Annotated in this window: 14 protein-coding genes; 10 read left to right on the top strand and 4 right to left on the bottom strand. The window is 58.8% G+C overall.

From position 1 onward, the window contains the following. Positions 1-23 precede the first annotated feature (23 nt). Positions 24-506: a ribonuclease E activity regulator RraA gene (gene rraA, locus T9A_RS01820; protein ID WP_035244563.1), complete on the top strand. Its 483-nt coding sequence runs from the start codon at positions 24-26 to the stop codon at positions 504-506. Positions 507-542: 36 nt separating this feature from the next. Here rraA and T9A_RS01815 read toward each other — a convergent pair whose 3' ends face one another. After that, positions 543-824 carry a DUF6316 family protein gene (locus tag T9A_RS01815; RefSeq protein WP_232221960.1) on the bottom strand — a complete coding sequence of 94 codons (282 nt, stop codon included), beginning with the start codon at positions 822-824 and terminating at the stop codon, positions 543-545. 104 nt (positions 825-928) lie between these two features. Here T9A_RS01815 and T9A_RS01810 point away from each other — a divergent pair, with 104 nt between their 5' ends. Together T9A_RS01810 and T9A_RS01805 are read left to right on the top strand one after the other, a co-directional pair. Continuing rightward, entirely contained in the window at positions 929-1,339 is a 411-nt protein-coding gene (locus tag T9A_RS01810) for a CBS domain-containing protein (protein ID WP_035244561.1), read from the top strand. A 166-nt stretch (positions 1,340-1,505) separates the two neighbouring features. Then, on the top strand, positions 1,506-2,096 hold the full coding sequence (locus tag T9A_RS01805; protein ID WP_035244841.1) for a DUF805 domain-containing protein: 591 nt from the start codon (positions 1,506-1,508) through the stop codon (positions 2,094-2,096). Between the two features lie 71 nt (positions 2,097-2,167). Here T9A_RS01805 and T9A_RS01800 read toward each other — a convergent pair whose 3' ends face one another. Further along, entirely contained in the window at positions 2,168-3,148 is a 981-nt protein-coding gene (locus T9A_RS01800; RefSeq protein WP_035244559.1) for a malate dehydrogenase, read from the bottom strand. A gap of 186 nt (positions 3,149-3,334) precedes the next feature. Between T9A_RS01800 and T9A_RS01795 the strand changes: the two genes are divergently transcribed. Next, positions 3,335-4,420: a geranylgeranyl reductase family protein gene (locus tag T9A_RS01795; RefSeq protein WP_035244556.1), complete on the top strand. Its 1,086-nt coding sequence runs from the start codon at positions 3,335-3,337 to the stop codon at positions 4,418-4,420. Here the strand turns inward: T9A_RS01795 and T9A_RS01790 are convergent. Both T9A_RS01790 and T9A_RS01785 read right to left on the bottom strand, forming a co-directional pair. Continuing rightward, entirely contained in the window at positions 4,403-5,455 is a 1,053-nt protein-coding gene (locus T9A_RS01790; RefSeq protein WP_035244555.1) for an AraC family transcriptional regulator, read from the bottom strand. The two genes, T9A_RS01795 and T9A_RS01790, sit on opposite strands and share 18 nt — an antisense overlap. A gap of 135 nt (positions 5,456-5,590) precedes the next feature. After that, positions 5,591-5,944, bottom strand: coding sequence for a phasin family protein (locus tag T9A_RS01785; protein ID WP_035244553.1), 354 nt, complete (start codon positions 5,942-5,944; stop codon positions 5,591-5,593). Between the two features lie 277 nt (positions 5,945-6,221). On the opposite strand from T9A_RS01785, the gene T9A_RS01780 reads away from it, so the two are divergent. From T9A_RS01780 to modC, 6 genes are all read left to right on the top strand, one after another. Continuing rightward, complete coding sequence (locus T9A_RS01780) at positions 6,222-7,745, top strand: carboxylesterase/lipase family protein (RefSeq protein WP_035244552.1); 1,524 nt, start codon at positions 6,222-6,224, stop codon at positions 7,743-7,745. Between the two features lie 141 nt (positions 7,746-7,886). After that, positions 7,887-8,219, top strand: coding sequence for a BolA family protein (locus T9A_RS01775; RefSeq protein ID WP_035244551.1), 333 nt, complete (start codon positions 7,887-7,889; stop codon positions 8,217-8,219). Next, positions 8,216-9,166, top strand: coding sequence for an oxygen-dependent tRNA uridine(34) hydroxylase TrhO (trhO, locus tag T9A_RS01770; RefSeq protein WP_035244549.1), 951 nt, complete (start codon positions 8,216-8,218; stop codon positions 9,164-9,166). Before T9A_RS01775 ends, trhO begins: the two co-directional genes overlap by 4 nt. A gap of 107 nt (positions 9,167-9,273) precedes the next feature. Next, complete coding sequence (gene modA, locus T9A_RS01765) at positions 9,274-10,011, top strand: molybdate ABC transporter substrate-binding protein (RefSeq protein WP_035244546.1); 738 nt, start codon at positions 9,274-9,276, stop codon at positions 10,009-10,011. Next, positions 10,001-10,684, top strand: a complete 684-nt coding sequence (gene modB, locus T9A_RS01760; RefSeq protein WP_035244840.1) for a molybdate ABC transporter permease subunit — start codon at positions 10,001-10,003, stop codon at positions 10,682-10,684. The genes modA and modB overlap by 11 nt, the downstream gene beginning before the upstream one ends. After that, positions 10,681-11,730 (top strand): molybdenum ABC transporter ATP-binding protein, encoded by a 1,050-nt coding sequence (gene modC / locus T9A_RS01755; RefSeq protein WP_035244544.1) that lies wholly within the window; start codon positions 10,681-10,683, stop codon positions 11,728-11,730. The genes modB and modC overlap by 4 nt, the downstream gene beginning before the upstream one ends. Positions 11,731-11,816 lie beyond the last annotated feature (86 nt).

Here is an 11,816-nt window from a genome sequence, read left to right as displayed (position 1 = left end):
CACTACTGTTTTAAGGAGTCAGTATGACCTTTGTGACCTGCGATCTCTGTGATGAGAATGCCGACAGCGTGTCTGTGGTAACCGGCCATAACTGGTTCAGCTACGGTGGGCGCAGTGCCTTTGGTGGGGAAGTGGTGACAGTGAAATGCTTCGAGGACAACAGCCGCGTCAAGGAGCACCTGGCCACTGACGGCAAAGGGAAAGTGCTGGTGGTCGACGGTGGCGGTAGCCTGCGCAATGCCCTGATCGGTGACATGATTGCCGAGAACGCGGTCAAGAATGGCTGGGAAGGGGTGATCATCTATGGCGCATGCCGCGATGTGGATGAGCTGGCCAAGCTGGATATCGGTGTTGTCACCCTGGGCTGCGTGCCGATCAAATCCGTGCGCCGCGATGAAGGGCAGCTCAATATCGACATCACTTTTGGTGGCGTGACCTTTCACCCGGGGGAGTATGTGTACGCGGATAACAACGGCATTATTACCTCGCGCCACGCGTTGCTGTAACCCATCTTTGTAAGCTGCCCTGATAGAGGGCAGCTCTCAGACGCGGATTTCTGGTGCTAGCCCAAATGACGCTTTTGCTTGCATATCGCGGATATACATCATCAATTCTTGTTCTGCCTCCCAGTGGGTATCAAAAGGGCCTTCAACGGTATTCTCCCGGGTCGAAAAGAACCAACGTCCCCCTTCGTTGAAAAAACGATCGCTGCGAAACCACGTCTTTGCTTCCATGTCTTCGGCTCTGACTTTCATAAAATTCCCTTTTTGCATATAAGTCTTTTCAAAAGGTAACATTGCGTAACTGTTTGCATCTACAGCCATTCGTCGTTCAGAGGCTAAACAGAGTCCGTGGTGATCAGAGCAATATCTGTTATAAAAGGAACGATTGGCCTATTTCGGTCCGATACACAGGAAAGTTCTCTCTCATGCTGAAGTCCATTCGGGTTGCCGATTACATGACCCGCAACCTGGTTACCCTGAAACCTCATGTTTCGGTCAATGATTCCATTCGTATCCTCCTGGAGAACCGGATTTCCGGTGCCCCAGTGGTGGATGATTCAGGAAGTTTGGTAGGGGTTTTTTCCGAGTCAGACTGTCTCAAGGGCGCTTTGCAGGCCAGCTACCATGAAACAGAAATTGGCTCGGTTGCCGAGTACATGACCCAAGACCCTCAGACTATCTCTCCGGATAGCTCAATACTGGATGCGGCAGAAATCTTTATTGCCGATCACCGGCGTCGTCTTCCGGTGGTGGACAAGGGTAAGCTTGTCGGTCAGATCAGCCGTCGCGATCTACTGCGGGCGATGGATGATTTCAGTCGCAAGCACACCCTGTAAGGAATCAACAGTGGCCGGCTGCCGGCTCCAGGAAGGTACAGCTAATACCTAGATTCGAAGTTGCAGTTCTCTGTTCGGCTCTTTCTCTGAGCTATTGCAGGAAGTAGCAGCAATGACAGAGGCTGACCTTTTCATCAGTAATCACTATCGCAAGGGGGGGGGGGGCATGAACCAGCCTTACCAAGCTCCATCGGCGGATGTTTGTATCGCCAAAGTTGATGAGCGCTATCAGCCAAAATTCTTTGCCGCATCAGGTCGTATCGGCCGAATGCGCTACGTCGTCTATGCCTTCGGTTTGACCATGCTCTCCTACCTGGCGATTGCTATTGTGGGTGGCATTCTGGCGGCAATCATGGGCGGCTTTGACAGCGCTTCTGCCAATTCCGGGGCCACGATGCTGCTGGGCTTCCTGGCCATGGTCGTGATGCTGTTTATTCTGGTGATGACGGTGATCTATGCAATTCGCCGCTTGAATGACATCAATGCCAGCGGTTGGTTTGTGCTGTTATTTCTGGTTCCCATTGTGAACCTGATCATGGGGTTGCTGTTGATCTTCATGCCGGGCACCAAGGGACCGAACAAATTCGGGCCCAAACCGGTTGCCAACAGCGGCGGTGTGGTAGCGGCTTTTGTTGTGGTGGCGGTGTTGTTCGTGGGGTACATCGGCGTACTGATGGCAGTGGCCGTGCCGGCCTACAACCAATATGTGGAGCGTGCCCAAGCTGCTTCTGAAATGCAGTACGACTACGACTACTGAGCAATAGCGCTGCATACATTGACCATAAAAAAAGGGGCTCCGGAGAGCCCCTTTTTCATGCCTGCGAAACCTTACGGCAGCAGGTGGGAAACGGCGTCACGTTCTTCCGCCAGTTCCTTCTCGGTGGCTTCCATCTTGCCACGGGAGAAATCGTTCACTTCCAGACCCTGAACGATGCTCCAGTCGCCATCCTTGCAAGTGCAGGGGAAGGAGTAGATCAGGCCTTCCTGGATGCCGTAGGAACCGTCGCTGTAGATGCCCATGGAAACCCAGTCACCGTCGGCAGTACCGAGGGCCCAGGAACGCATGTGATCAACAGCTGCGGAGCCAGCGGAAGCAGCAGAAGATGCGCCGCGGGCCTTGATGATGGCGGCACCACGCTGCTGTACTTCCGGAATGTAGGTGCCTTCGTACCAGTCTTGCTCAACCTGGTCGATGGCTACCTTGCCGTCCACTTCGCAATGGTGCAGGTCCGGGTACTGGGTGGAAGAGTGGTTGCCCCAGATGGTCATCTTGGTGATGTCGTTGACCGTCTTGCCCAGTTTGTTGGCCAGTTGCGCCATGCCACGGTTGTGGTCCAGGCGGGTCATGGCAGTAAACTGACGCGGGTTGATGTCCGGCGCATTGCGCTGGGCAATCAGGGCATTGGTGTTGGCCGGGTTACCGACAACCAGCACCTTGATGTCTTTGCTGGCGTTGTCGTTGATGGCTTTGCCCTGGGCTGAGAAGATTGCTGCATTGGCTTCCAGCAGATCTTTACGCTCCATGCCTGGACCACGCGGACGAGCACCAACCAGCAACGCGTAGTTGGCGTCCTTGAAGGCCACGTTGGCATCGTCGGTGCCAACGATGCCGGCGACCAGCGGGAAAGCACCATCTTCCAGTTCCATGATAACGCCTTTCAGGGCTTCCATGGCCGGGGTGATTTCCAGCAGTTGCAGAATAATGGGCTGGTCTTTGCCGAGCATGTCGCCGGAGGCGATACGGAACAGCAGGGAATAGCTGATTTGGCCAGCGGCGCCGGTAACGGCTACGCGTACGGGTGCTTTCATTAACAATCTCCTAGCTTTAATTCGGGAGAACTTATGGGGCTGAAACCAGGGGAGCCACTGAGCAATGGCGAATTCCGCCATGGGTCAGGGGTCCCGGACGGGGCGCATTATAAAGGAAGCAAAGGCCTATTCATACTTGGACCGAGGTCTTGAGCCGGAGCGAACTGATTTGACACGAGGCAATGAATGACGAAATGGGATGTGGTGGTGGTTGGCGCCGGCCAGGCCGGTTGTGCCGCCGCCTGGGACCTGGCGGCGGCGGGGCAGCGTGTGCTGGTCCTGTCACGGCCTGCCGGGCAGGGCAAACCCTGTGCTGGTGGAGTGACGGCGAAGACCCTGAATCGCTACCGGTTTTCCATCGCCCCGGTGGTTCGGGAAGTGGTGTCCACGTTGTGGGTAGGTCGCTTTCCTGCCGGTAGTCAGGCTTTGCAAGCTGCCAGCCCCTTCTGCGTGATGACCGAACGTGCCGAACTGGATGCGTTCTGTCGCCAACAGGCCCAGGAGCAGGGAGCCAGCTTTGCCGAAACCCGGGGGATTCAGACCCTGCGGCAGGATGGCCGCTCTGTCACCCTGACCACCCGTGAGGGCGAGCGCTTTCAGGCCAGCGCAGTGATTGCTGCCGATGGCGCCCACAGCCCGGTACGCAAGCTGTTGGGGGAGTGCCGTTATGGCGGCGCCGTGGCTATCGAGGGATGTGTGCCCCGGGAGCAGCTCTCCTGGTATCCGGGCATGACACTGGATTTTGCGGCAATCAAAGGTGGCTACGGCTGGCTATTTCCCAAGGGCGATCATGTCAACGTAGGGCTTTACGTGTGGCGTCAGGGAATAGCCTCGCCGGGCCGTGAGCAGCTTGATCGCTACAGTCAGCAACAGCTGGGCGTCCGTCCCTCGGGGGTGCAGGGCTACCCGCTGGGCACCTGGCTGCCACTGGCCCGTTTGTGTCAGGGGAGAATCCTGTTTGCCGGTGATGCGGCCGGTTGTACCGAAGCGTTGCTGGGAGAAGGGATTTATGGCGCCGTTCTCAGCGGCCAGCTGGCCGCCCAGGCGATTCTTGCCGGGCAACTGGCGAGCTACTCCGGGTGGTTGGCGGGCTGGCGGGAAGAGATGGCGACGGTAGAGCAGCTGGCGCGGCTGTTCTACCCGTTGATGCCTCTGTCCACCCGCATGCTGCAGGGCAATCTGGGGGAGACCCTGGTGGAGGGGTTTGCCCGTGGGCTTACGCTGGGCCAGTGCAAGCGCCGCTGGCGCGGCGCATCAATGGTCGGGGGATAACGCGCTACCTTGCTGTTCCCGGTAGTGCACCGGGGTGACGCCGAACCAGCGTTTGAAGGCCCGATTGAAAGCGCTTTGTTCCGAATAGCCCAGATCCAGAGCGATCTGGTTTACCGAGCGGTCGCTGTGCAATAACCAGTCACAGGCAAGGCGGCGGCGTTCATCTTCCAGCAGGCTGGAGAAATCCGTGTTTTCTGATCGTAACTGGCGGCGCAGGGTCCAGGGCTTGATGCCTAATTGGTCGGCGATAGGTTCCAGTTGCGGGACCCCCTGCTGCAGGCGTTTTTGAATCTCCAGGCGTACCTGTTCCAGCAGATTGTCGCGGGCATGGTACTGGGTGACCGCCCGCTGCATGCGAGAACGTGCCACCTTGTGCATTTCCGGGTCTGCATCGCGCAGCGGCAGGTCCAGCAGGCTGGCATCGAGGACGATGGCATTCTGCGGCTGCTCGAAGGCGACCTCACAGCGGAAGATGCGCTGGTATTCCTGCTCCTCGCCCTGTGGTGGGTGGCGAAACAGCACCCTGGCCGGCGACATTTCCTTGCCGATCAGCCAGCGGCCGTAAGTGATGGCGCCGGCGAAGTTGGCATCTATGCGAGCCGGATACGTGGCCAGGTCTTCCAGGTCGCTTTCCCAGATCAGCCACAGGGACTTGTCACGCCACTCGAAGCGCAGCTGGGCACATTCACTGGTGACCTTGGTAAAGGGGATCATCAGCTCGATGGCGTCACCGAGGGTGGCGCTGGACATGCTGGCATAGCCGAGCTCGCCTATGAAGCGCGGGCGGATGCCTTCGCCCATGTGCAGACCGAAAAGCGGATCACCGCTCTTCTGCATAGCCTGCTTGAGTAGCTGGTTCTCAACCGTCATGGCAATGCGGGACTGGGGGTTTTCCAGATCGTCGTTGCTGATACCCAGATCCACCAGGGCACCACTCAGATCGACACCGGCACGCAGGGCGGCATCCAGCAGGAACTCAAGCCAGAAAGGGGCGACGGTACGTAATTTCAGTGAAGAAGACAGGCTGGCGGACATCTTGGCTCGCGTCGTTTTTGTTATCTGCGGAGGCTACTAGATAACGAGAGGCGGGCGGGGAAGTCAACGGTTCAGGTGAGACAAAGAGGAGAGAGCAGGGGCGGCGGTACCGCCCCTGAGACTGGCAAAAAGCGATTACTTCGCTTCTTTGGCCAGCTTGTTGACCTTGCGAGTCAGGGTGGCCAACTTCTTGTTCAGGGCTTCTACCTCATCACGGGTGGGCAGACCCAAAGCGGAAGCAACCTTGCCTCGCACTTCGTCCAGCTGGGACGGCTGCTTCTTGGCAGTAGTTTTTTTCTGTGGCTTGGCCACGGCTTTCTGACGCTTCTCGCCAGTTTTCACCAGGGTCTGGAACAGCTCAGTGCCGTTTTCTTCCAGACGGGTGTAAGCACCACGTACGGCGGTGTTCAGTTTTTCCAGAGCCGCTTTGGCTTCGGTGGTAACTTGTTCATAGCGCTCGTTGAGTTGCTCGATCGTAGCGTTGCTCATAGGGGGCTTCCCTCCGTAGAAAAAATGGATTAGCAAAGCCCTCTGGCGGTGGCTGCGAGGGCGTGAACAAGTGTAAGTCAGGATTCTGACAGTGTTGTTTATGTTGTCTAACAATTAAACACGAGGTTTGGCCTACTCATCAGTAGGTAATTTGCTAAGGTCTACATCCCCCCTGTGCGGGCTCAGCCACCGTGGCGTCTGCAGAACCATTTCCCGGCGAATGAAACACGTTGGGCGCGGCAGGGTTGTCGGACAGAAATCAGAAAAGGATCCATCCATGTCAGCAGTGATTCGCCAGGGCCACTATCAAGGACTTGCCAGTAATGGTGTCACCGAATACAGAGGCATTCCGTTTGCCTTGCCGCCGCTGGGTGAGCATCGCTTCAAGGCGCCCCGGCCGTTGCCGGACGCTGATAATCAGGTGACGGCGGATCAATATCCCCAGCCCTCGCTACAGATGAAGAACCCGTTGATGGGAGTTCACGAGTCCAGTGAAGACTGTCTGTACCTGAATATTTGGGTTCCTGAGGGAGAGGGGCCCTTTCCGGTGATGGTCTGGTTCCATGGCGGTGCCTATCTGGCCGGCTCCATTTCCCAGCCTCTGTATAACGGTGCGGAACTGGCCCGTAGCCAGAAGGTGGTGGTGGTGAATGCGGCCTATCGACTGGGGGCCATGGGCTTTGCCGATTTCACGGCGGTGGCGTCGGAGCTTCAGGCCGACAGCAATCTGGGGCTGCGGGATCAGGTGGCAGCCCTGGAGTGGGTGCAGGAAAACATTAGCGGTTTTACCGGTGATGCCGATCGGGTCACCGTATTCGGGGAATCCGCGGGTGGCTTCAGTGTCTGTGCGCTACTGGCATGCCCGCGGGCGGCATCGCTGTTCCACGCTGCCATTGTCCAGTCCGGCGCGGCAGATTTTGTTCTGGCGCCGGAACAGGTCCGCAAGGTCACCGATGCCTTTGTGGCCGCTCTGCCCGGCGAAGGCAGTGCCGCAGAGAGGCTGCGCGACTGCTCCGACAAAGACTGGATCAAGGCCCAGAATCAGGCGGTAAAAGTGCTGGTGGACCGCGGCCTGCGCACGACAACCCCACAGTTCGCCATGAATTTTCTGCCCATGGTGGATGGGGATCTGTTGCCGCAGCTACCGATAGAAGCCATTGCCGCCGGCGCTGCCGCGGACAAGCGGCTGCTGGCCGGAGTCTGCCAGGATGAATACCACTTTTTCCAGTACGCCGGGGTGCTGGCCGGAACAGTAAAAATGGCATCCGTGCGGGACGTGGATGATCAGGAAATCCAGCGTCGCTTTGAACGGGGGCTGCCGGGCAATGGTGCCCGGGCGTTCGATTATTACCGCACCACGGTCAAGGCGGCCCCCCGCCGCAGTCCGCTGGACGTGTTTTCAGCCATGGAATCCGATCGTCTGTTCCGGGTGCCCACGGTACGTTTGCTGGATGCCCAGAGCCGTCACAATCCGGATTGCTGGGGATTCCAGTTCACCTGGCAGAGCGAGCCCTTTGGCTTGCCGCTGGGGGCCTGCCATGTGGTGGATGTGCCCTTTGTGTTTGGTGTCACCGATACTCCGGCGGGAATTTATTTCACCGGCGGCGGTGATGCGGCCAGAGCCCTGTCCCGACAGGTGCAGGATGCCTGGGGGGCGTTTGCCCACGGCGATGATCCAGGCTGGCAGGGCTGGTCCGTCGGGCGGCAGGTGCGCCAGCTGGGACCGGGCGATGAGATGGCCGGTTTGCTGGATGATGCTGCCGAAGCCCTCTGGGAAACCATCATTCCCGTCCCGAAGTAAGGGGGTGGTGTCCGACCGCCGGACATTTCTCAGAATCACCCAAAGCGCGTAGAATACCGCCCCCGCGCAGCCCCGGTGCCGCGCTATACTGGTTGTGATCTGCGACATTTTGGATGTGGGTGAGTAAGAGTGGTGAGTGGCATGAGCGTAGCAACATTGATCGAGCGCAAGGTTTCCGAGGCCGTCCCTGTGGCACATTTGGCTCTGGAAAACGAAAGCCACAAACACAGTGTGCCGCCCAATTCGGAAACCCACTTCAAGCTGGTGCTGGTGAGTGATGCCTTCGACGGCATGTTGCCGGTACGACGCCACCAGATGCTTTACAAGGTGCTGGCCGACGAGCTGGCGGGCCCGGTGCATGCACTGGCGCTACATACCTATACCGTGGCGGAGTGGCAGGCCAAAGGCGGCGAGGTGAGTGAATCTCCTGACTGTCTTGGCGGCAGCAAGCATGATCCGGAGTTCAAGGCGTGAGTCAGCATAAAGTGGAAAGGTCGGACAGCATTGTCGTTGCTGCCCTGTACAAGTTTGTCCGTCTGGGTGATTTCGAGCAGTTGCGTGAGCCACTGCTGGCGCTGATGCTGGCGCAGGATGTGCGCGGCACTCTGTTGCTGGCCGGGGAAGGCATCAACGGCACCATCTCCGGGCCACGGTCCGGCATTGATACGGTGCTTGGCTGGCTCCGTGAGGATCCGCGACTGGCGGATCTGGAGCACAAGGAATCCTTCCACGACGAGCATCCCTTCCTGCGCACCAAGGTCAAACTCAAGAAGGAAATCGTCACCATGGGCGTGGAGGGGATCGATCCCAACCGCACCGTGGGGACTTACCTGAGCCCGGAAGAATGGAATGCGGTGATCAGTGATCCGGAAACCCTCCTGATCGATACCCGTAACGATTACGAAGTGGAAGTGGGCACCTTCAAGGGCGCCATCAATCCGGAAACCCGCACTTTTCGTGAGTTTCCTGACTATGTGAAAGACACGCTGGACCCGGCCAAACACAAGAAAGTGGCCATGTTCTGCACTGGCGGGATTCGTTGTGAAAAATCCACTGCCTACCTGAAAGAGCAGGGCTTTGATGAGGTCTATCACCTGAAGGGCGGCATCCTCAAATATCTGGAAGAGATGCCCAAGGAAGACTCCCTGTGGGAAGGCGAATGTTTTGTCTTCGACGAAAGAGTCACCGTCGATCACGATCTCAATCCTGGCGAATTCGACCAGTGCCATGCCTGCCGTCGTCCCATTAATGACGACGAAAAAGCATCGGAAAAATTCCAGCTTGGCGTCTCTTGTCCCAAGTGCTACGACGAGTCATCTCCAGAGCAGAAGGCGCGTTTCGCCGAACGCCAGAAGCAGATAGAACTGGCCCGCGCCCGGGGTCGCCAACATCGTGGCCAGAACCCCCGCAAGCCGTCCTGAGAATCAAGGTTATCCCCAGCGTTAGCGAACTGTTGGCGCTTCTCTCATCCATGGCGTGACGGATTCGGGTTAGACTGGCGCTCATCGGATGTGGTCGTGGAGCTTCCATGAAGTGTTTGCTTGTCAGCCTGTTGGCGTTGGCCTCCACCATCGCAGGGGCTGAGCCCGTGCAGGTTGCTGTTTCTGCCAATTTTTCCTCCCCATTGAAACAACTGGTCCAGCGTTATCACCAGCAATACCCGCGGGCAGACATCCAGATCACGGTTGGCTCCACCGGCAAACTGGCGGCCCAGATTCGCCAGGGGGCGCCCTACGATATTTTCCTGGCTGCCGATGCTCGGCGGCCGCAGGAGCTTGCTTCCGAAGGGTGGATTCAGGCTGGCACAGTGCGCACCTATGCCATTGGCAGGCTGGTGCTATGGTCTCCGGATGCCGGAGCCGTTCTCGATGGCTCCTCACTGGTGGCCGGCATGGTGACCCCCGTGGCCATGGCCAATGCCCGTACCGCACCCTATGGCGAAGCCGCCGAGGCAGTGCTGCAACAATTTCCACTTCCGGATTCGGTGACCCTGGTACAGGCAGAGAATGTGGCGCAGAGCTATCACTTTGCCCATAGTGGCGCCGCAGAGGCTGCCTTTGTGGGGTTAAGCCAGGTCCAGGACCAGGGAGGGCGACAGTGGCGTATTCCCGACGCGCTCTATCCACTAATACGTCAGCAGGGTGGTGTGCTGAGGGGTATGCCTGCAGCACAGCATTTCTACGATTTTCTGTTTTCTGGCGAGGCTCAGGAAATGATACGCAGTCTGGGTTATCGCACCGATGAGGTCGCCGATGATGTTGAGTGATGGCGACTGGCTGGCCCTGTGGGTCGGGGTCAAACTGGCGGTGGTTACCACCCTCATCCTGCTTGTGGTATGTACGCCGCTGGCCTGGTGGCTGGCCCGGCGTCGCTTGCCGGGGCAGGCGCTACTGGAAGCCTTGCTGGCACTGCCCCTGGTGTTGCCGCCGTCGGTATTGGGGTTTTATCTTCTGATCGGGCTGGGACCGAGTGGCCCGGGCGGCTGGCTGGCGCAATGGGGCGGTGCCCGCTCTCTGGCGTTCAGCTTTACCGGCCTGGTGATCGGTTCGCTGGTCTATTCGCTGCCCTTTGTTCTGCAACCTCTCAAGAATGCCTTTGCGGCCATTGAGCCACGGCAACTGGATATGGCGGCGGTCTCTGGGGCCCGTCCCATGGACCGTTTTTTCTCGCTGGTGATTCCCCAGGCCCGACATGGCTATGCCAGTGCTGTGATTCTCGGTATTGCCCATACCCTCGGGGAATTTGGTGTGGTGCTGATGATCGGCGGCAGCCTGGCCGGGGAAACCCGGGTGGCCTCAGTGGCTCTCTATGAGCATGTAGAGGCCGGGGACTACGCCAGTGCGCATCGGTTGGCGGCGGTGCTGTTGGTGGCGTCGGTGTTAATGCTGTGGGCCCTGTTTCGCTGGCAACGCAAGCAGAACACCGGGGTGATGCCATGAGTCTGGCATTCTCCCTGTCCGGCCAGGTGGGGTCGTGCCGTTTGCAGGCGCAGGCGCAGCTTGCTGCCAATGGTGTGACGGTCCTGTTCGGCCCTTCCGGGTCCGGTAAAAGTACGTTGTTGCGAATGCTGGCCGGGCTTCAGGATTGCGATGGCGAGATTCGCTTCGGTGACCAGCTCTGGCAAACCGACGACGTCACGCTGCCGCCATGGCAGCGCCCCCTGGGCATGATGTTTCAGGAGCCGACCCTGTTTCGCCATTTGAGTGTGCGCGGCAATCTGGACTATGTGGTGAAACGTCGGGGAGCAGCATGGGACCTGGACAGCGTGGTAAGTCAGGCGCGTATTGAGGATTTGCTGGGGCGTTCCGTGGAGACACTTTCCGGGGGTGAGGCTCAGCGGGTGGCGCTGGCTCGAGCGTTACTGGCCGGGCCGCAACTACTGTTACTGGATGAACCCCTGTCAGCTCTGGATCACGGCCACAAGCAGGAATTGCTGAAGATGATCAGCGATATCGCCAGGAAGGTGCCGGTGATTTATGTCACCCATGATCTGGATGAGTTGCTGACCCTGTCGCGACAGGTCTGGCTGATGGAGCAGGGACGCATCGTGGCCAGAGGCAAGGCTCACGAAGAACTGGCACGGCTGGATGGCCCGTTGGCCCAGCGTGGCGATGCCACGGCCTTGCTGTACGGTGAACTGGGAGATTACGACAACCGGGATCATCTGCAGGCGGTGACCGTTGCACAACAGACATTCTGGCTACCGGCGGCGCAGCCGGTGTCTGGCGAAGAGCCGGTACGCCTTCGCATTGCCGCCCGGGATGTGAGCCTGTGCCGCCAGGCGCCGCAGGATTCCAGCATTCTTAATATCCATCCGGTGCAGGTGGCAGCCTTGCGCGAAGTAGGGCCGGGACAGGCTGTGGTACAGCTGGCTCTGGGGGATCAGCGTTTGCTCGCCCGCATCTCCAGCCGCTCCGCCCGGGAGCTTGAGGTGTTCCCCGGTGCGCGGCTTTATGCGCAGGTGAAGGCGGTGGCGTTGGGATAAGCTACAAGCTATAACGCGAGCATGGGTTTGCGTGTTTTCAACGCAAGAGGCCGCTCCCAAACTTTGGGCGCGGCCTCTTGCTCTCA

It is taken from the genome of Alcanivorax jadensis T9 (assembly GCF_000756655.1).
Classification (GTDB): domain Bacteria; phylum Pseudomonadota; class Gammaproteobacteria; order Pseudomonadales; family Alcanivoracaceae; genus Alcanivorax; species Alcanivorax jadensis.
This window is presented reverse-complemented; position numbering and strand designations above follow the sequence as displayed.

What these genes read in the sequence shown, in the direction of transcription:
- rraA (WP_035244563.1), top strand. Translation starts at nt 24, where the DNA reads ATGACCTTTGTGACCTGCGATCTCTGTGATGAGAATGCCGACAGCGTG.
- T9A_RS01815 (WP_232221960.1), bottom strand. Translation starts at nt 824, where the DNA reads ATGGCTGTAGATGCAAACAGTTACGCAATGTTACCTTTTGAAAAGACT.
- T9A_RS01810 (WP_035244561.1), top strand. Translation starts at nt 929, where the DNA reads ATGCTGAAGTCCATTCGGGTTGCCGATTACATGACCCGCAACCTGGTT.
- T9A_RS01805 (WP_035244841.1), top strand. Translation starts at nt 1,506, where the DNA reads ATGAACCAGCCTTACCAAGCTCCATCGGCGGATGTTTGTATCGCCAAA.
- T9A_RS01800 (WP_035244559.1), bottom strand. Translation starts at nt 3,148, where the DNA reads ATGAAAGCACCCGTACGCGTAGCCGTTACCGGCGCCGCTGGCCAAATC.
- T9A_RS01795 (WP_035244556.1), top strand. Translation starts at nt 3,335, where the DNA reads ATGACGAAATGGGATGTGGTGGTGGTTGGCGCCGGCCAGGCCGGTTGT.
- T9A_RS01790 (WP_035244555.1), bottom strand. Translation starts at nt 5,455, where the DNA reads ATGTCCGCCAGCCTGTCTTCTTCACTGAAATTACGTACCGTCGCCCCT.
- T9A_RS01785 (WP_035244553.1), bottom strand. Translation starts at nt 5,944, where the DNA reads ATGAGCAACGCTACGATCGAGCAACTCAACGAGCGCTATGAACAAGTT.
- T9A_RS01780 (WP_035244552.1), top strand. Translation starts at nt 6,222, where the DNA reads ATGTCAGCAGTGATTCGCCAGGGCCACTATCAAGGACTTGCCAGTAAT.
- T9A_RS01775 (WP_035244551.1), top strand. Translation starts at nt 7,887, where the DNA reads ATGAGCGTAGCAACATTGATCGAGCGCAAGGTTTCCGAGGCCGTCCCT.
- modA (WP_035244546.1), top strand. Translation starts at nt 9,274, where the DNA reads ATGAAGTGTTTGCTTGTCAGCCTGTTGGCGTTGGCCTCCACCATCGCA.
- modB (WP_035244840.1), top strand. Translation starts at nt 10,001, where the DNA reads ATGTTGAGTGATGGCGACTGGCTGGCCCTGTGGGTCGGGGTCAAACTG.
- modC (WP_035244544.1), top strand. Translation starts at nt 10,681, where the DNA reads ATGAGTCTGGCATTCTCCCTGTCCGGCCAGGTGGGGTCGTGCCGTTTG.